This is a genomic window from Oceanicola granulosus HTCC2516 (assembly GCF_000153305.1).
GTDB lineage: Bacteria > Pseudomonadota > Alphaproteobacteria > Rhodobacterales > Rhodobacteraceae > Oceanicola > Oceanicola granulosus.
On record NZ_CH724107.1, the window covers coordinates 1,235,533 to 1,253,172 of the forward strand.

19 protein-coding genes are annotated in these 17,640 nt (G+C 70.7%); 7 read left to right on the top strand and 12 right to left on the bottom strand.

What is annotated here, in order from left to right:
• Positions 1 to 3: 3 nt before the first annotated feature.
• Positions 4 to 690 carry a D-lyxose/D-mannose family sugar isomerase gene (locus tag OG2516_RS05805; RefSeq protein ID WP_040614989.1) on the bottom strand — a complete coding sequence of 229 codons (687 nt, stop codon included), beginning with the start codon at positions 688 to 690 and terminating at the stop codon, positions 4 to 6.
• A gap of 44 nt (positions 691 to 734) precedes the next feature.
• On the opposite strand from OG2516_RS05805, the gene OG2516_RS05810 reads away from it, so the two are divergent.
• Positions 735 to 1,250 carry a hypothetical protein gene (locus tag OG2516_RS05810; RefSeq protein WP_007254701.1) on the top strand — a complete coding sequence of 172 codons (516 nt, stop codon included), beginning with the start codon at positions 735 to 737 and terminating at the stop codon, positions 1,248 to 1,250.
• Between the two features lie 3 nt (positions 1,251 to 1,253).
• Here the strand turns inward: OG2516_RS05810 and OG2516_RS05815 are convergent, their stop codons facing one another.
• The 4 genes from OG2516_RS05815 to OG2516_RS05830 form a co-directional block, all read right to left on the bottom strand.
• Complete coding sequence (locus OG2516_RS05815) at positions 1,254 to 2,033, bottom strand: gamma-glutamyl-gamma-aminobutyrate hydrolase family protein (RefSeq protein ID WP_007254702.1); 780 nt, start codon at positions 2,031 to 2,033, stop codon at positions 1,254 to 1,256.
• A gap of 170 nt (positions 2,034 to 2,203) precedes the next feature.
• Positions 2,204 to 2,629 (bottom strand): GlcG/HbpS family heme-binding protein, encoded by a 426-nt coding sequence (locus OG2516_RS05820; protein WP_007254703.1) that lies wholly within the window; start codon positions 2,627 to 2,629, stop codon positions 2,204 to 2,206.
• A complete protein-coding gene (locus OG2516_RS05825) occupies positions 2,622 to 4,775 on the bottom strand; it encodes a malate synthase G (RefSeq protein WP_007254704.1) in 2,154 nt (717 codons plus the stop codon). The genes OG2516_RS05820 and OG2516_RS05825 overlap by 8 nt, the downstream gene beginning before the upstream one ends.
• A gap of 103 nt (positions 4,776 to 4,878) precedes the next feature.
• Complete coding sequence (locus OG2516_RS05830; RefSeq protein WP_007254705.1) at positions 4,879 to 5,082, bottom strand: hypothetical protein; 204 nt, start codon at positions 5,080 to 5,082, stop codon at positions 4,879 to 4,881.
• A 97-nt stretch (positions 5,083 to 5,179) separates the two neighbouring features.
• On the opposite strand from OG2516_RS05830, the gene pepN reads away from it, so the two are divergent.
• The 3 genes from pepN (at position 5,180) to OG2516_RS05845 (ending at position 9,398) form a co-directional block, all read left to right on the top strand.
• Entirely contained in the window at positions 5,180 to 7,756 is a 2,577-nt protein-coding gene (gene pepN, locus OG2516_RS05835) for an aminopeptidase N (protein ID WP_007254706.1), read from the top strand.
• 73 nt (positions 7,757 to 7,829) lie between these two features.
• Positions 7,830 to 8,390, top strand: coding sequence for a type 1 glutamine amidotransferase domain-containing protein (locus tag OG2516_RS05840; RefSeq protein ID WP_007254707.1), 561 nt, complete (start codon positions 7,830 to 7,832; stop codon positions 8,388 to 8,390).
• Between the two features lie 141 nt (positions 8,391 to 8,531).
• Positions 8,532 to 9,398, top strand: coding sequence for a lysophospholipid acyltransferase family protein (locus tag OG2516_RS05845; RefSeq protein ID WP_040614990.1), 867 nt, complete (start codon positions 8,532 to 8,534; stop codon positions 9,396 to 9,398).
• Positions 9,399 to 9,419: 21 nt separating this feature from the next.
• Here OG2516_RS05845 and OG2516_RS05850 read toward each other — a convergent pair whose 3' ends face one another.
• On the bottom strand, positions 9,420 to 10,244 hold the full coding sequence (locus OG2516_RS05850; protein ID WP_007254709.1) for a transglycosylase SLT domain-containing protein: 825 nt from the start codon (positions 10,242 to 10,244) through the stop codon (positions 9,420 to 9,422).
• Between the two features lie 11 nt (positions 10,245 to 10,255).
• Positions 10,256 to 10,837: a transglycosylase SLT domain-containing protein gene (locus tag OG2516_RS05855; RefSeq protein WP_007254710.1), complete on the bottom strand. Its 582-nt coding sequence runs from the start codon at positions 10,835 to 10,837 to the stop codon at positions 10,256 to 10,258.
• 358 nt (positions 10,838 to 11,195) lie between these two features.
• Between OG2516_RS05855 and gatB the strand changes: the two genes are divergently transcribed.
• Positions 11,196 to 12,707, top strand: a complete 1,512-nt coding sequence (gene gatB / locus OG2516_RS05860; RefSeq protein ID WP_007254711.1) for an Asp-tRNA(Asn)/Glu-tRNA(Gln) amidotransferase subunit GatB — start codon at positions 11,196 to 11,198, stop codon at positions 12,705 to 12,707.
• A 96-nt stretch (positions 12,708 to 12,803) separates the two neighbouring features.
• Here the strand turns inward: gatB and OG2516_RS05865 are convergent, their stop codons facing one another.
• Entirely contained in the window at positions 12,804 to 13,058 is a 255-nt protein-coding gene (locus tag OG2516_RS05865) for a BolA family protein (RefSeq protein WP_007254712.1), read from the bottom strand.
• Between the two features lie 74 nt (positions 13,059 to 13,132).
• Here OG2516_RS05865 and OG2516_RS05870 point away from each other — a divergent pair, with 74 nt between their 5' ends.
• Positions 13,133 to 13,762, top strand: a complete 630-nt coding sequence (locus OG2516_RS05870) for a DnaJ domain-containing protein (RefSeq protein WP_007254713.1) — start codon at positions 13,133 to 13,135, stop codon at positions 13,760 to 13,762.
• A gap of 16 nt (positions 13,763 to 13,778) precedes the next feature.
• On the opposite strand, the gene OG2516_RS05875 is transcribed toward OG2516_RS05870, so the two are convergent.
• From OG2516_RS05875 to OG2516_RS05890, 4 genes are all read right to left on the bottom strand, one after another.
• Positions 13,779 to 14,378, bottom strand: a complete 600-nt coding sequence (locus OG2516_RS05875) for a hypothetical protein (RefSeq protein WP_007254714.1) — start codon at positions 14,376 to 14,378, stop codon at positions 13,779 to 13,781.
• Positions 14,379 to 14,502: 124 nt separating this feature from the next.
• A complete protein-coding gene (gene msrB, locus OG2516_RS05880) occupies positions 14,503 to 14,979 on the bottom strand; it encodes a peptide-methionine (R)-S-oxide reductase MsrB (protein WP_007254715.1) in 477 nt (158 codons plus the stop codon).
• A 122-nt stretch (positions 14,980 to 15,101) separates the two neighbouring features.
• Positions 15,102 to 15,803 (bottom strand): anti-sigma factor, encoded by a 702-nt coding sequence (locus tag OG2516_RS05885; RefSeq protein ID WP_007254716.1) that lies wholly within the window; start codon positions 15,801 to 15,803, stop codon positions 15,102 to 15,104.
• Positions 15,800 to 16,342 carry a sigma-70 family RNA polymerase sigma factor gene (locus OG2516_RS05890; RefSeq protein ID WP_007254717.1) on the bottom strand — a complete coding sequence of 181 codons (543 nt, stop codon included), beginning with the start codon at positions 16,340 to 16,342 and terminating at the stop codon, positions 15,800 to 15,802. The genes OG2516_RS05885 and OG2516_RS05890 overlap by 4 nt, the downstream gene beginning before the upstream one ends.
• A gap of 270 nt (positions 16,343 to 16,612) precedes the next feature.
• Here OG2516_RS05890 and cobS point away from each other — a divergent pair, with 270 nt between their 5' ends.
• On the top strand, positions 16,613 to 17,596 hold the full coding sequence (gene cobS / locus OG2516_RS05895) for a cobaltochelatase subunit CobS (protein WP_007254718.1): 984 nt from the start codon (positions 16,613 to 16,615) through the stop codon (positions 17,594 to 17,596).
• Positions 17,597 to 17,640: the final 44 nt, after the last annotated feature.

Consider the following 17,640-nt stretch of genomic DNA (forward strand, 5'->3'; position numbering starts at 1 on the left):
GCCTCAGCCGAGCCGGCGGGCGTAGTCGCTCACGAGGAGGTGCGTCGGCGCGACGTCCTCCTCGACGTCGGAGAACCGGCCGATCGGCTCGCGGAAGACGTTGTCGGTCTCGTCGTCGTTGACCGTGGAGACCTCGCCGATCAGCACCTCGCCGCCCTCGCCCCAGAAGGCGTGCCAGTCGCCCGGCATCAGGGTGACGCTCTCGCCCGGCATCAGCTTCAGCTTCTCGCCCGGCGCGTAGGGGCGCAGGATGCCGTCGCACATCACCGTGCCGCCCTTGTCCTCGGCGAAGTTGCCCGCGTCGTCGGAGCCGTAGAGCTCGATGATGAGCGGCGCGCCGCCGCGGTTGATGATGTCCTCGGCCTTGATGACGTGAGTGTGCATCGGCGAGAGCTGATCCTGCTTCGAGATCAGCAGCTTCTCGGCGTAGCACATGCCCCGCCCGCGCTCGAGATCGCCCAGCCGGCCGTTGCGGAGCGTGAACAGGAACAGGCCCATCTCGTCATAGCGGCCCTTGCCGTAGTCGGTTATGTCCCAACCGCAACGCGAATCGATGACGTGGCGCGCTTCGTCGGCCTTCTCGGCGAAAGATCCGGGCGACCAGTAGGCGAATGGCGGCAACGCGAAGCCGTGGCGGCGGATCGTTTCGTCCGCTTCGGCCATGATCGCATTGATTCTGGAACGTCTCATAGGGCACCCTCATGACAATTTTCGCGAACAATGACCCGAGCCTCATGCCATCTTCAATCCCTGCCCGCCTTTTTCTCGCCTCCGCGCTGCTGGCCCTGGCCGCCTGCGGCCGCGAGCCGCCGCTCTCCAATCCGCCGCTCGCGCCGCTCCTGCCCGAGCCCGTCGCCGTCATCGACCTGACGCCGGACCCGACCTACACCCCGCCCGCCGATCCCGCCGACATCTCGTGCCAGACGATCAACGGCAACTTCTCCACCGGCCCGCTCCTCGCCGCCGCCACCTATGGGCTGGGCCGCTGGCAGGAGTACGCGGCCGACACCGCCACGGTGCAGCCGCCGCCCGCGGACGGGCTCAACGAGATCGCCGTGGCGATCCGCGACACCTGCGAGCTGTCGGGGGCGGGCGATGCGCGCGACGCGGTGAACATCTTCCTGTCGCAGCTGCCCGGCAGCGTCGGCCAGTCCTTCGGCGGCGCCACCCCGCCGGGCACCGGCGGGCTGCCGGTCCCCGCCGTGGCACCGCTGCCCGAGCGCACTGGCCTGTTCTCGCGCTTCAACTGACGCCTAGCCGGCGGCGCGCAGCCCCCCGGCGCGCCGTCCCGCCGCCCAGTCGCGCACGGCGTCGCCGAAGCGCTCGAAGAGCGGGCGCGAGACGGGATCGGTCGCGGCCCTGTATTCCGGGTGCCACTGGACCGAGAGCGTGAAGCCGGGCGCCCCCTGCACGTAGATCGCCTCCGGCGTGCCGTCGGGCGCGTGCCCGTCGATCACCACCCGCGCGCCGGCGCTCTTGATCCCCTGCCCGTGCAGCGTGTTGGTCATCACCTCGCGCGCGCCGAGCGCCCGGTGGAAGGGTCCGCCGTCGGAGAAGGTCACGCTGTGGCGCAGCGCGAACTTCTCCTCGAGCGTGCCGTCGGGCGGCATCCGGTGATTGAGCCGGCCGGGAATCTCGCGGATCTCGGGGTGGAGCGACGAGCCCATCGCCACCGCCACCTCCTGGAAGCCCCGGCAGACGCCGAACACCGGCTGCCCGCGCTCGACGCAGGCCCGCACCAGCGGCAGCGTCAGCGCGTCGCGGGCGCGGTCGAAGGCCCCGTGCGCCGCGGTCTCGGGTTCGCCGTACTCCTCGGGGTGCACGTTGGGCCGCCCGCCCGTGAGCAGGAAACCGTCGCACGCCTCCAGCAGGTCGGGCAGCGCCACCATCGACGGATCGCTCGGCACGATCAGCGGCAGGCAGCCCGACACCTGCGCCACCGCCTCGCTGTTCATCGTGCCGCCGGTATGGGCCGGGTAGGCCCCGTCGAGAAGCGCCGAGTTGCCGATGATGCCGACGATGGGCCGTGTCATGCGCGTGCTCCCTTGCCTGACGCCCAACCTATCGCTCCGCCCGCCCCGGTTAAAGAGCGCTGCCGCACAGCCCTGCCTGCGCAAGGAAGGCGGGCGCCACTCCAGAGCGCGCCCTCCCCTTCATCTGGCCAGAAATATGCACGGCCGACCATGGCGGCCGGGCGCTCCGCTCAGGGTTGGGCGGCGAGCCCCGCCGCCTCGATCCCCGCCAGCGCCGCCGCTTCGTCCTGGTCCGATGCGTCGCCCGAGATGCCGACCGCGCCGATCACCCGCTCGCCGTCCTTGACGAGCACCCCGCCCGGCACCGGCACCATGCGGCCGCCCAGCGCGCCGTTGGCGGCGGCGATGAAGTAGGCCTGCGCCTCGGCGCGCTCCATCTGCGCCCGCCCGCCCATGCCGAGCATGACGGCGCCGTAGGCCTTGCCGCCCGCGATCTCGATGCGCCCCGGGGCGGCACCGTCCTCGCGCTCGACGGCGCGCATGTGGCCGCCGGAATCCAGCACCACGACGGTCAGCGGCTTGAGCCCCAGATCCCGCCCCTTGGACAGCGCCGCGGCGACGATGTTGCGCGCCTGCTCGAGGGTCACGTCAGCCATGCGCCTTCTCCTTCTTCTCGAGGCGGCGCGCATGCAGCACCGGCTCGGTATAGCCCGAGGGCTGCTCGCGGCCCTTGAAGACGAGGTCGCACGCCGCCTGGAAGGCGATGCCGTCGAAGCCCGGCGCCATCGGCTCGTAGGCCGGGTCGGCGGCGTTCTGGCGGTCGACCACCTCGGCCATCTTCTTCATCGCGGCCATCACCTGCTCCTCGGTCACGACGCCCTGGTGCAGCCAGTTGGCGAGGCCCTGGCTCGAGATGCGGCAGGTGGCGCGGTCTTCCATCAGGCCGACGTCGTGGATGTCGGGCACCTTGGAGCAGCCGACCCCCTGGTCGATCCAGCGCACCACGTAGCCGAGGATGCCCTGGCAGTTGTTCTCGACCTCCTGGCGCACCTCCTCGTCGGTGAAGTTGCGCCCGGTGGCGACGGGGATGGTCAGCAGACCGTCGAGCGTGCCGCGTGCGCCGCCCGCCCTCAGGCGGTCCTGCACCTCGAACACGTCGATCTCGTGGTAATGCGTCGCGTGCAGCACCGCCGCCGTCGGCGAGGGCACCCAGGCGCAGTTTGCGCCCGATTTCGGGTGGCCGACCTTGGCCTCGAGCATCGCCGCCATCCTGTCGGGCATCGCCCACATGCCCTTGCCGATCTGCGCCTTGCCCTGCAGGCCGCAGGCGAGGCCGATGTCGACGTTGCGGTCCTCGTAGGCCTTGATCCAGGCGCTGTCCTTCATCTCGCCCTTCGGGATCATCGGGCCGGCTTCCATCGAGGTGTGGATTTCGTCGCCGGTGCGGTCGAGGAAGCCGGTGTTGATGAACGCGACCCGGTCCCTGGCGGCGCGGATGCATTCCTTGAGGTTCACCGAGGTCCGGCGCTCCTCGTCCATGATCCCGATCTTGACGGTATGGCGCGGCAGGCCCAGCGCCGCCTCGACCCGGTCGAACGTCTCGCAGGCGAAGGCGACCTCCTCGGGCCCGTGCATCTTCGGCTTCACCACGTAGACCGACCCGTGCACGGAGTTGCGCGGGCCGCTGTCCTTGCGGACGTCGTGCATCGCGATGAGCGTGGTGACCATCGCGTCCATCAGCCCCTCGGGCACCTCGCGCCCCTCGCCGTCGAGGACCGCCGGGTTGGTCATCAGGTGGCCGACATTGCGCACCAGCATCAGCGAGCGGCCCTTCACCTCGACCTGCCCGTCCCCGGGGGTGCGGAAGGTGAGGTCCGGGTTCAGCCGGCGCGTCATCTGCGTGCCGCCCTTGGAGAAGGTCTCCTCGAGGTCGCCCTTCATCAGCCCGAGCCAGTTGCCGTAGGCGAGCACCTTGTCCTCGGCGTCGACGCAAGCGACGGAATCCTCGCAATCCATGATTGTCGAGACCGCCGCCTCGAGCCGGACGTCCGACAGGCCCGCCCTGTCCGACCGGCCAATTTGCGAACCGCGGTCGACGCGCAGCACGATGTGCAGGCCGTTGTGGCGCAGCAGCAGCTCTTGAATGCCGTCGCTCTCCTCGGCCCAGCCGACGAACTGGTCCGGGTCGGCGAGGGACGCGCTGCCGCCGTCGGTGGTCGCGGCGAGGCGGCCGTCGGTGACGGCGTAGGCGGTGACGTCGGCGTGCGACGCGCCCTCGAGCGGCACGGTGCGGTCGAGGAAGGCCTTGGCCCAGCCGATCACCTCGGCGCCGCGGGTGGCGTCGTAGCCCTTGCCCTCCGGCAGCGAGCCGAGCGCGTCGGTTCCGTAGAGCGCGTCGTAGAGCGAGCCCCAGCGGGCGTTGGCGGCGTTGAGCGCGAAGCGGGCGTTGGTGATCGGCACGACGAGCTGCGGGCCGGCGATGCGGGCGATCTCCGGGTCGACGTCGGCTATCTGGATGGCGAAGTCGTCGCCCTCGGGGACGATGTAGCCGATCTCGCGCAGGAAGCCCTCGTAGTCGCCGCCCTGCGGGTGGTCCTTGTGCCAGGCGTCGATCTGCGACTGAAGGCGCTCGCGCGTCTCGAGCAGCGCGCAGTTGCGCGGCGCGAGGTCGGCGAGGATGTCGCCGAAGCCACTCCAGAACCGCTCCGCGTCCACTCCGGTGCCGGGAAGCGCCCGCTCCTCGATGAATTCCGCCAGCCGGGAGGCGACCTGCAGCCCCGCGCGCTCGACCCGATCCGTCATGTTCCGCTCCTCCATCCGGTGTCGGGCGCACTAAACAGAATGCGCCGGACAGCCACAAGGCTGCCCGGCGCGAAGGACTTTTCCGGCAATTGCGGGCAGTCGCCTACTCGGCCACGACTTCTTCGACGGCGCCGGTGCGGCCGTCGATCTGCGTCTCCGCCCCTTCGGGCGACTCGCCCTGGGCGAAGATCCAGAAGGAGAAGGCGATGGTGATGAGGGCCACGAACAGAAGCACGATGGCCATCCCGCCGAGCGCCGGACGATGGCGTTTGGCCTGCTTCTCGACGTCGGTATCGGGTGCGGACATGGGTGATCTCCGGTCAGCTAGAGGCCGCCTTGTGGTCGGCCAGTTGCGCCAATAACGTCCGCGCCAACTCCAATGTTCCCCTTGGCGAGGCCCCCTTATGAGCACCGATGAGCGCACGATCCACCTGAAGGACTACGCGCCGTTCCCGTGGCTGGTGGAGCGGGTCGACCTGACCTTCCGCCTGTCGCCCGACGCCACCCGGGTGCTGTCGCGCGTCGCCTTCCGCCCCAACCCCGACAGCGCCGGCGGGCCGTTCTTCCTGCACGGCGAGGGCCTGCGGCTGATCTCGGCGGCGGTCGACGGCACGCTGGTGACGCCCGAGGTCACGCCCGAGGGGCTGACCTGCGCGGTGCCCGACGGGCCGTTCCTGTGGGAGTGCGAAGTGGAGATCGCGCCGTCGGCGAACACCGCGCTCGAGGGGCTGTACATGGCCGGCGACATGTTCACGACCCAGTGCGAGGCCGAGGGCTTCCGCAAGATCACCTACTACCCCGACCGCCCCGACGTGATGGCGCCGTTCCGGGTGCGCATCGAGAGCGACCTGCCGGTGCTGCTCTCCAACGGCAACCCCGTCGCCTCGGGCACCGGCTTCGCCGAGTGGGACGACCCGTGGCCCAAGCCCGCCTACCTGTTCGCGCTGGTCGCGGGCGAGCTCGTCGCGGTGCGCGACAGCTTCACCACCCGCTCGGGTCGCGAGGTGGCGCTGGCGGTGTGGGTGCGGCCGGGCGACGAGGGGCGCTGCGACTGGGCGCTGGAGTCGCTCAAGGCGTCGATGGCGTGGGACGAGGCCGTTTACGGACGCGAGTACGACTTGGACATTTTCAACATCGTGGCCGTCGACGACTTCAACGCGGGCGCGATGGAGAACAAGGGCTTGAACATTTTCAACTCCGCCCTCGTCCTCGCCTCTCCCGAGACGGCGACCGACCGCGACTACGAGCGCATCGAGGCGGTGATCGCGCACGAGTACTTCCACAACTGGACCGGCAACCGCGTCACCTGCCGCGACTGGTTCCAGCTGTGCCTGAAGGAGGGCCTCACGGTCTACCGCGACCAGCAATTCACCTCCGACACCCGCTCCGCCCCGGTCAAGCGGATCGAGGACGCGCTGCTCCTGCGCTCGCGCCAGTTCCGCGAGGACGGCGGTCCGCTGGCGCACCCGGTGCGGCCGGAGAGCTTCGTGGAGATCAACAATTTCTACACGATCACCGTGTATGAGAAGGGGGCCGAGCTGGTCGGGATGCTCAAGCGGCTGGTCGGCGACAATGCCTGGCGGGCGGGCTGCGATCTCTACTTCGAGCGGCATGACGGGCAGGCCGTGACGATCGAGGACTGGCTGGCGGCATTCTCCGACGTCACCGGCCGCGACCTGTCGCAGTTCCAGCGCTGGTATGCGCAGGCCGGCACACCGCGTCTTGCGGTCGAGGAAGCGTGGGACGGCGCGAAGCTGACGCTGACCTTCCGGCAGGCCACCCCGCCGACGCCGGGCCAGCCCGAGAAGGCGCCGGTGGTGATCCCCGTCGCGCTCGGGCTGCTGCACCCCGACGGGGGCGAGCTGATGGGAACGACGCTGGTCGAGGTGAACGAGGCCGAGCAATCCGTCACCTACGACGTCGCAGACCTCGCCCGCCGCACCGGGCGCGAGGTGGCGCGGCCGGTGCCGTCGGTCCTGCGCGGCTTCTCCGCGCCGGTGGCGCTCGACTACCCGCGCTCCACCGAGACGCATGCCTTCCTGCTCGCGCACGATACCGACCCGTTCAACCGCTGGGAGGCCGGGCGCAGCCTCGCCCGCACGGTGCTCGCCGCCGAGGCGACGGGCGCCCGGGCCGACCGCGCGCCGCTCTTCGCCGGCTACCGCGCGGTGCTGCAGGACCCGTCGCTCGATGCGGCCTTCAAGGCGCTGGTCCTCGCCCTGCCCTCCGAGGACGACATGGCCCAGACGCTCCACGCCGCCGGCCACACCCCCGACCCGCTGGCGATCCACGCCGCCGCCGAGGCCGTGCGTGACGCCACCGCCCGCGAGCTCGAGCCGCTGCTGGCGCAGACCCACCGCGCGAACCAGGTCCCCGGCCCCTACCGGCCCGACGCCGCCTCGGCCGGGCGGCGCAGCCTCGCCAACAGCTGCCTCGCCCTGCTGTCGCGCACCGACGGCGGCGAGCGGGCGCGCCGGCAGTTCGCCGAGGCCGACAACATGACGCAGTCGCTGGCTGCCCTCGCGAGCCTGCTGACCATCGGCGACGGCCTCGCCGAGCTCGCCACCTTCGGCGAGCACTGGGCCGACGACCGGCTCGTGATGGACAAGTGGTTCGCGCTGCAGGTCGCCTGCGCCGCCCCCGAGGACGCCGCCGCCACCGCCGAGCGGCTGACCAGGCACCCTGCGTTCCACTGGAAGACGCCGAACCGCTTCCGCGCCGTCTTCTCCAGCCTCGCGGGCAACGCCGCCGGCTTCCACGCCCCCTCCGGCGCCGCCTACGAGCTGCTCGCTGACTGGCTGATCCGCCTCGATCCGGTCAACCCGCAGGTCGCCGCCCGCAGCGTCGCCGCCTTCGACAGCTGGCCGCGCTACGACGCCGCGCGGCAGGAGCGGATGCGCGCGGCCCTCGGACGGATCGCGGCGACGCCGGGCCTCAGCCGCGACACCGCGGAAATGGTGAGCCGCATCCTCGGCGACTGAACGCCGCGGCGCGGAACAGCGCCGGGCCGCGGGTGTTGGGGGTCGGTAATCCAGACCGGAAAAGGAGGCCCCCATGCCCCGCATCACCGACGCCAAGATCCTCGTCATGGCCACCGACGGCTTCGAGCGCTCCGAGCTCGTCAAGCCCCGCGACATGCTGCGCGAGAAGGGCGCGACCGTCCACGTCGCCACGCCCGACGGCAAGTCCATCAAGAGCTGGGACAAGACCGACTGGGGCGACACCCACCCCGCCGACCTGTCGCTCGAGGACGTGAAGGTCGACGACTACATCGCGCTCGTGCTGCCCGGCGGCCAGATCAACCCCGACATCCTGCGCACCAACGACAAGGCCGTGCAGCTGGTGAAGGACTTCGTGAGCAACGACAAGATCGTCGCCGCGATCTGCCACGGGCCGTGGATGCTGGTCGAGGCCGGCGTCGTCGAGGGCCGCGAGATGACGTCCTACCCCTCGATCCGCACCGACCTGCAGAACGCCGGCGCGCAGGTGGTCGACAAGGAGGTCGCGATCTCCAACGGCATCATCACCAGCCGCAACCCCGACGACATCCCGGCGTTCGTCGACAAGATCGTCGAGGAGGTCGAGGAAGGCGAGCACCAGCGCCCCGCCGCCTGACCGGGCCTGCCGAAGGCAAGCCGGCGCGATTTCGCCGGCTTGCCTTTTCGGAACCGAGGGCTCATTTGCCGGGTTGGTGTGAAGCTGTTGTTGCGCAATAACGTTCGCGTGACCGACCTACCAACGCGGTGTGTGCTGCCCATGAAAGACCGTCTCGATCCGTTGATCGCCGAGCGCGCTCCCTGGCTCTTCCGCCAACGCCCCGGCGTCCGGATCGCCCGCAGCCTGCTCAACAAGGCTCTTTCCTACGACAAGACGATCGCCATCGCGTCCGAGATCCGCGACGAGCCGACGCTGGAACTGATGGACCACATGGGCCGCATGCTGGCGCGCGATGTCGAGGCGCACGGCCTGTCGCGCATTCCCGCCCACGGCCCGGCGCTGATCGTGGCCAACCATCCGACCGGCATCGCCGACGGGATCATCCTGCAGCACCTGCTGCGCCAGATCCGCGACGACGCCTACTTCTTCGCCAACCGCGACATCCTGCGCGTCATGCCGCAGATGGAAGACTTCATCGCCCCCGTCGAGTGGCGCACCGACAAGCGCAGCCACGGCAAGACGCGCGAGACGATGGCCTTCACCCGCAAGGCCGTCGACGCCGGCCGGCTCGGCGTGATCTTCCCCTCCGGCCGCCTCGCCAAGCGCAAGGGGCTGCGGCTCTACGAGCGGCCGTGGATGGCCTCGGCGGCGATGCTGGCGCGCAAGTTCGAGCTGCCGGTGATCCCCGTCAACATCCGCGCCCGCAACTCGGTGCTGTTCTACCTGTTCGACCTGATCCACCCGACCCTGCGCGACATCACCCTGTTCCATGAGACGCTGAACAAGGCCCGCCAGCCCTACCGGATCACCGTGGGCGAGCCGATCTCGCCGACGGCGCTGCCGGCGAACTCGGAGGACGGGATCGAGATGCTGCGCAAGGCCACCCTGGCGCTCGGCGGCGAGGACGCCCCGACGGTCAGCCTCGTGCGGGCGACGCGGCGGCCGCTGGTGCGCTTCTACGGGTAGGTGCCCGGGCCGCCGGGCGCCTCAGCGCTCCAGGCCCATCGTGCTGACCACCACCGCGACCTCCTCGAGCGGCCGGGACTGCGGGCGCAGGCTCGTCAGCACGGCGAGGTTGGGCTTGCAGTAGGCCTGCTCACGGGTCCAGGCGGCCATCTCGGCGCGCATGCGCGCGTTGTGGAAGGGCCCCCAGTCGCGCATCCCCCGGGCGACGCTGCCGGCGCGGCGCACCTGCGCGGTGGCGATGCGCACGGCGCAGGAGAGGTTGTCTTCCGGATCCTTCAGCGCCTCCCCGGTGCGGGCGCGGCAGCCGTAGTGGCGCGCGGTCGGCGGGTAGATCTGCAGCAGCCCGAACCAGCGCCCGCCGCCGCCCACGGCCGTCGGCTGCCAGCGGCTCTCGTAGTAGGCGAGCGCCGACATCATGCCGACCCAGAAGGCGCGGCGCTGTTCCTCGGGGTTGGCATCGTAGGCCGGGCACCAGGTCTCGATGTCGTGCGGCATGAGGTCTTCGAGCCCGCTGCCGTGCGACGCGATCGCCTGCATGGCCGCGAGGGTCCAGACGTCGCCGTCGGGTCGGTGGTCCCAGCGGGTCTCGGGGATGTAGACGACGGGGCGGATCGGCGGCTGCACCGGCGGCGCCTCGAAGTGGATCGGCACGCCATTGCTCTCGAGGAACGGCGGCCGCACCGGCGGGCTCACCGTGGCGCGCACCGCCACGACCGGCTCGACGGCGAGGGAGGCCACCTCCGCCCGTGCCGGCGCCGCGAGCCCGGCTGCGGCCGCCAGCAGCCCGAGCCCGAGGGCGCGCAGCGGGCGCGCGAGGCGGTGCATCGTCGTCGTCGGGAGTCCCATCCCGTCTCTCCTCACTCGGCCCGGCAATAGGCTTGCTGGCTGGTCCAGTTGCGCATGTCCTCGCGCTTGGACGCCGAGTGGAACGGCCCCCAGTCGCGCATCCCGCGGCTCACCGTCCCGTAGCGCGCCACCTGGCGGGCCGCGATGCGGAAGGCGCAGGTGAGGTTGGCCGCCCCGTTGCGCAGCGCCGAGCCCGACTGAGCGGCGCAGCCGTAGCCGCGCGCGGTGTTGGGATCGATCTGCACGAGCCCGAACCAGCGCCCGCCGCCCCCGACGGCCTGCGGGTTCCAGGTGCTCTCGTGGCGCGCCAGGGCCGACATCAGGCCGGTCCAGAAGGCCGCGCGCTCGTCGCGCGAGGCGGTGGCGTAGCCCGGGCACCAGGCGGTGATGTCGGCCGGTAGCATGTCCACCAGCGGCGCGCCCGCGCCCGTCTCCAGCGAGGCGAAGGAGGCCGCCGTCCATTGCGCGGCCTCGGGACGGTGATCCCACCGCATCACCGGAACGTAGGGCTCCGGTTCGGGCGGCGGGGCCGGCTCGAGGACGGCACAGGCGGACAACGCGGAGAGCGCGAGCGCGAGCAGCGGCAGACGCATGGGAAACCTCTTGGCAGCACCGGGGCCCTCGCCCGGCGGGGAAGGAATGGCCCGACAGGTGCCCCCCGGTCGAGTCCGCGGCTATGTCATAGGCAATAGACCGCCAACCCGCGCCGACGCGGCTCGGCCTACCCGCTCTGCGGAAATCGCCGCAAGCCCCTGCCCCGCAAGGCGCGCCCGCGCCCCCGACCCTGCGTCATCCGACGCAGCCGCCGCGCGGGCGCCGCCCCTGCGCCGGGCCCGGCCGCCGCCCCCGGACCGCCCTGCCCGCGGGCCGCTGATTCCCCGCGCGCCCCCGCTTGCCCCCCGCCCGGCCACGGCCTAGAACGCCGCAACCAATGACGCGCGGAGTCTTCCCATGCTCGACCTGACCTATGAGCCCCCCAAGCCCAAGGTGATCGCCGGCGCCACCGGCGACTGGGAGCTCGTCATCGGGCTCGAAGTGCACGCGCAGGTCGCGTCGAAGGCCAAGCTGTTCTCCGGCGCCTCCACCCGCTTCGGCGCCGAGCCCAACAGCAACGTCGCCTTCGTCGACGCCGGGATGCCGGGGATGCTGCCGGTGATCAACGAGGGCTGCGTCGCGCTCGCGGTCAAGACGGGCCTCGGGCTCAAGGCCGAGATCAACCTCCGCTCGGCCTTCGACCGCAAGAACTACTTCTACCCCGACCTGCCCCAGGGCTATCAGATCAGCCAGCTCTACCACCCCATCGTGGGCGAGGGCGAAGTGCTCGTCGACATGGCCCCCGGCATCGCCCGGCGGGTGCGCATCGAGCGCATCCACCTCGAGCAGGACGCCGGCAAGTCGATCCACGACATGGACCCGACCATGTCCTTCGTTGACCTCAACCGCACCGGGGTGGCGCTGATGGAGATCGTCTCGCGCCCCGACATCCGCGGCCCCGAGGAGGCGGCGGCCTATGTCGGCAAGCTGCGCCAGATCCTGCGCTACCTCGGCACCTGCGACGGCAACATGCAGAACGGCAACCTGCGCGCCGACGTCAACGTCTCGGTCTGCCGCCCCGGCGATTACGAGCGCTACCAGGAGAGCCAGGACTTCTCGCATCTCGGCACCCGCTGCGAGATCAAGAACATGAACTCGATGCGCTTCATCCAGGCGGCGATCGACTACGAGGCCCGTCGCCAGATCGCGCTGCTCGAGGACGGCAAGGAGGTCATACAGGAGACCCGCCTGTTCGACCCCGACAAGAGCGAGACCCGCTCGATGCGCTCCAAGGAAGAGGCGCACGATTACCGCTACTTCCCCGACCCCGACCTGCTGCCGCTCGAGATCGAGCAGGCCTGGGTCGACGACATCCGCGCCTCCCTGCCCGAGCTGCCCGACGAGAAGCGCGCCCGCTTCGTCACGGAGTTCGGCCTCAAGGAATACGACGCCTCCGTGCTGACCGCCGAGGTCGAGAACGCCACCTACTTCGAGGCCGTCGCCCACGGCCGCGACGGCAAGCTCGCCGCCAACTGGGTGATCAACGAGCTCTTCGGCCGCCTCAAGAAGGACGACAAGGCCATCGCCGACAGCCCCGTCACCCCGGCCCAGCTCGGCGCCATCGTCGACCTGATCGCCAAGGGCGACATCTCCGGCAAGATCGCCAAGGACCTGTTCGAGATCGTCTACACCGAGGGCGGCGATCCGGCCGCCATCGTCGAGGAACGCGGCATGAAGCAGGTGACCGACACCGGCGCCATCGAGACCGCCGTCGACGAGGTCATCGCCGCCAACCCCGCCCAGGTCGAGAAGGCCAAGGCCAACCCCAAGCTCGCCGGCTGGTTCGTCGGCCAGGTGATGAAGGCCACCGGCGGCAAGGCTAACCCCAAGGCCGTCAACGACCTCGTCACCCAGAAGCTCGGCCTCTGAACAGGCGCGCGCTTCCCCGGTCTCTGTTCTCGAAATATCCCGGGGGTCCGGGGGCAGCGCCCCCGGCGGGTCGGCGCGCCGAAGGCGCGTCGAGCCCTACCCGATTTCGAGCCCAAGCGCGTGGATGCGGCCCATGATGTCCGGCCCCAGCGCGTCGTGCACCGCCCGGTGCCGCGCGAGGCGCGACATGTCGGCGAAGGCCGGCGCCTCGATGGCGACGTGCCAGTGGCTCTCGCCGGTGCCGTCGTCGCCCGCGTGGCCGGCGTGGCGGGCGGAGTCGTTGCGCACCTCGAGCCGGGTCGGCGCGAAGGCCTCCTGAAGTCGTGACCGAATCTCCTCGGCAAGCCCCATTTTTTACTCCTCTGCCTCTTCCTTCTGCCGGTCGCTGGTTTAAACTCCCGCGTCCGACGAGAAAAGGATCCATCATGCCCAAGCCCGACCCGTTCGGATTCGACCTCTCCGTATCCGCCTCCAAGAAGAAGAACCCCCGGGGCCGGCGCGGGATGTCCGGGGCCTTCGAGACGTCGCAGCGCGTCTGCGAGCACGAGGGCTGCGAGGAGGCGGGCAAGTACCGCGCGCCCAAGAGCCCGGACACGCTCGACGATTACTGGTGGTTCTGCCGCGAGCACGTGCGCGAGTACAACCTCAAGTGGAACTTCTTCGAGACGTCGACGGAGCAGGACTACCTCGACCAGGTCCAGAAGGACCGGGTCTGGGAGCGCGAGACGAAGTCGTTCAAGCGCTCGGCCGAGGAGCGGGCCTGGGCGCGGCTCGGGATCGAGGACCCGCACCAGGTGCTCGGCGAGAACGCGACGCGCAATCCCGGCAAGGCCGCGACCGGCAGCCGCCGGCTGCCCCCGACGGAGCGCAAGGCGATCGATATCCTCGACGCCAAGGACACCTGGACCAAGACCGAGATCCGAAAGGCCTACAAGGCGCTGATCAAGGTGCTGCACCCCGACATGAACGGCGGCGACCGCTCCCACGAGGAGCAGCTCGCCGAGGTGGTCTGGGCCTGGGACCAGGTGAAGAGCTCGCGCTCCTTCAAGGACTGAGCGCCCGCCGGCTCCCTCAGCGGGGGTCGGCGTAGATCGCGAGGTCGGCCGGCAGCTCCGGGCGCGGTGGCGGCGGCGGGGGCCGGGGCGTCGTCTCGACGATTACCGCCGCCGGAGCCGGCTCGCGCGGCTCGGCGCTCTCGTGGCGGAAGATCGAGTCGCGCTCGTCGCGCCAGCGCCGCATCAGCCAGTGCGCGCCGAACAGGTGCGAGACCCAGGCCAGCGCCAGGATCGGGCTGCCGGCGAGCGCCACGGCGAGGCTGAAGGGGCCGAACATCGTGCCGTAGAGCGGCAGCACCAGCGTCCCGGCGATCAGCGCGCCGACGAAGCTGACGAACAGCACCCCCATCGCCGCCGACTTCCAGCCGCGCAGGCCCGGCTGGCCGAACATCTCGCCCGACAGGCGCAGCGCGGCCGCCGCGCCAATGGCGCCGGCGGCGATCTGCCAGAACTCGTAGAAGGTGAGCGGGTGGAGCGGTCCGCGGACGTCGGCGTCGAGCCGCTGGATGACGAGGAAGCTCATCACCGCGCCGATCACCGCCACCAGCCCGTAGGCGGCGGCGCGCGCGCGCTCCCCTTCCGTCACTTCGCCCCAACGCTGCCTGAGCGTCGTCATCGCCGCGGCTCCCGCCCCTGCTGCTGTCTCGCACGAGAAGTGGCGGGGGATGTGGGCAGGATGATGTCGAGGGGCGGGAAATTTGCGGGTGCGCGGCGCGGGCCGCGCACCCGGTCGCGCCCGATCAGGCGGGGCGGAAGACGAGGCTGACGCCGTTGAGGCAGTGGCGCTTGCCGGTCGGGGCCGGGCCGTCGTCGAAGATGTGGCCGAGGTGGCTGCCGCAGCGGTCGCAATGGACCTCGGTGCGCGTGATGAAGAAACTCCGGTCGGGCTTCGTCTCGACCGCGTCGTCGAGCGGCGCGGTGAAGGACGGCCAGCCGGTGCCGCTGTCGAATTTCGTCTCCGAGGGATAGAGCGCCTGGTCGCAGCCGCGGCAATGATAGATGCCGTCCTCGTAGACCTTGTCGAGCGGCGACGAGCCGGCGGGCTCGGTGCCCTCCTCGCGCATCACGCGGTACTCCAGGTCGGTCAGCATCTCGCGCCATTCCGCCTCGGTGCGGGTGACTTCGAAGTCGCCCTCGATGGCGGCGAAGGCGCGGGGGGCGAGGGCGGCCGTCGCGGCGCCCATGGCGCCCGACAGCAGGAAGGTGCGGCGTTTCATGTCGGCTCCTGTTCCGGCGCGGTGTCGCGCCTGCTTGTGATCATCGAGATAAGACACGAACGCGGCCGCCGCAGGGTTTCGTCACATGGCTCACGAGGCAGTGACGGCGCGTGCGCACCCGCTCAGAGCGGCCGCACCTCGCCGACCGCGACGACATCGCCCGTGGGCGCGCCGGTGGGCGAGCCGCCGGGCGGCTCGTCGGAGAGCGCGAAGTAGGCGCCCTCGCCGAGTTCGTCGACGGGCATGGGCATCTGCACCACCCGGTCGTCGGGCAGCACACCGAGCGAGATCGGCGTCGCGTCGCCCGTCGGCGCGAGCCACAACTCCAGCGCCCGGCCCGCCCGCGGGCCGCCCTCGAGGCGGTTGAGCGCGATGATCCCCGCTTCGGGATCGAGAGCGGCGATGACGACGAGGTCGTCGGTCTCCGACGTCATCTCGGCCTGGAAGACCGGGGTCAGCGGCCCCTGCGGTCCCGGCTGGAGCAGCCCGAGCTGGGTGACGACGAGCAACAGCAGCGCCGCCGCGGCCGCGCCGAGGATGGCAGGCAGGATCCCGAGCCGGCGCAGCCAGCCGCTTTGCCGCTCCTCCGCGAACAGGCGGCGCTCGATCTGCCCGAACAGCCCCGCCGGGGGCGCGACGGGCTCGACCTCGGCGTCGGCGATGGCGGCGAAATGCTCCGACCAGGTGGCGACGGCGGCGCGGAAGGCCGGATCGTCGGCGAGCAGGCGGTCGCAGTCCCGGCGCTCCTCGGGGTCGAGCAGGCCGAGCACGTACTCGGCCGCGAGGCCGAGCCGGTCGTCGTGGTCTTCCCCTTGATCGCTCATCCGCTCAGGCACTCTCTCAATCGCTGGAGGCTGCGACGCAGCCAGGTTCGCATCGTGTTCAGCGGCACCTCGAAGCGGTCCGCCAGATCCTTGTACGTCTCCCCCTCGAGGTAGACACGGCGGATCGCCTCGGCCCGGTCGGGCGGCAGCTCTCCCATGCAGACGATCACCCGGCCGCGTTCGTCGGCGGCGATGGCCAGGGTCTCGGGCCCCGGCCCCGCGTCGGGCAGCTCGGCGAGTTCATCGAGCCCGGACGAGCCGGCCTTGCGGGCGCGCAGGCGGTCGATCGCCTTGTTGCGCGCGATGGTGATCAGCCAGGTCATCGGGCTGAGACCGTTGCGCTGGTAGCGGCCGGCGGCGTGCCAGACCCGGATGAAGACCTCCTGCGTACACTCCTCGGCTTCCTGCCGATCGTTCAACACACGCAGGGCGATGCCGAAGAGTTTCGCCGATGTCGCCGCGTAAAGCGCGGCGAAGGCCTTGCGGTCGCCCAGCGCGATGCGCCCGATCATGTCCTCGATTTCGCCCAGAGTGCTCAAGTTTTCCTGCCCCCGCAGCGACGATCCGACCGGCGCGACACCACGGCAAGCGCCGCCGCATGACCGCGACGGTCCGTGCCACACCTTGTCGTGATCGCAGACATGGCCCAACATCTAGCAGCCCTGCGCGCGTCGGCACGAAAAAAGTACACGCGCGCGCTTTCGGCCGCCGCGGCCGTCCGCGCCCGGCGGCGCCCTCCCCTTGCGGAGACGGGGGATATGTTGCATCCCCCGGGGCCGAGAGCGACCCTTCCGAGAGAGGCACCCAGCATGGCCGACGGCACCACGGATCCGCACGCGAAGCCGACCGAAGAGGTCTCGGTCCGCGACCTGTTCGGGATCGACAGCGAGATGAAGGTGCGCGGCTTCGCCGAGCCGAGCGACCGGGTGCCGGCGATCGACCCGACCTACAAGTTCGACCCCGACACCACGCTCGCGATCCTCGCGGGCTTCGGCTACAACCGGCGGGTCATGGTGCAGGGCTACCACGGCACCGGCAAGTCGACCCATATCGAGCAGGTCGCCGCCCGTCTCAACTGGCCCACGGTGCGGGTCAACCTCGACAGCCACATCTCCCGCATCGACCTCATCGGCAAGGACGCGATCAAGCTGCGCGACGGCAAGCAGGTCACCGAGTTCCAGGAGGGGATCCTGCCCTGGGCGCTGCGCAACCCCTGCGCCATCGTGTTCGACGAATACGACGCCGGCCGCGCCGACGTGATGTTCGTGATCCAGCGGGTGCTCGAGCACGACGGCAAGCTGACGCTGATGGACCAGAACGAGATCATCACGCCGCATCCCAGCTTCCGGCTGTTCGCCACCGCCAACACGGTGGGCCTCGGCGACACGACCGGGCTCTATCACGGCACCCAGCAGATCAACCAGGCGCAGATGGATCGCTGGTCGCTCGTGGCGACGCTGAACTACCTCTCCCACGACGCCGAGGCGGCGATCGTGCTCGCCAAGGCGCCGCACTACAACACCGCCGAGGGGCGCAAGATCGTCGGCCAGATGGTCACCGTCGCCGACCTGACCCGCACCGCCTTCATGAACGGCGACCTGTCGACCGTCATGAGCCCGCGCACCGTGATCGCCTGGGCCGAGAACGCGCGCATCTTCAAGGATGTCGGCTACGCGTTCCGGCTGTCGTTCCTCAACAAGTGCGACGAGCTCGAGCGGCAGACGGTGGCGGAATTCTACCAGCGCTGCTTCGACGAGGAGCTTCCCGAGAGCGCCGTCTCCACCGCGCGCTGACTGCCAACTAGATAGTGCGCCTGCGGCGCGCAGGATGAGCGGCG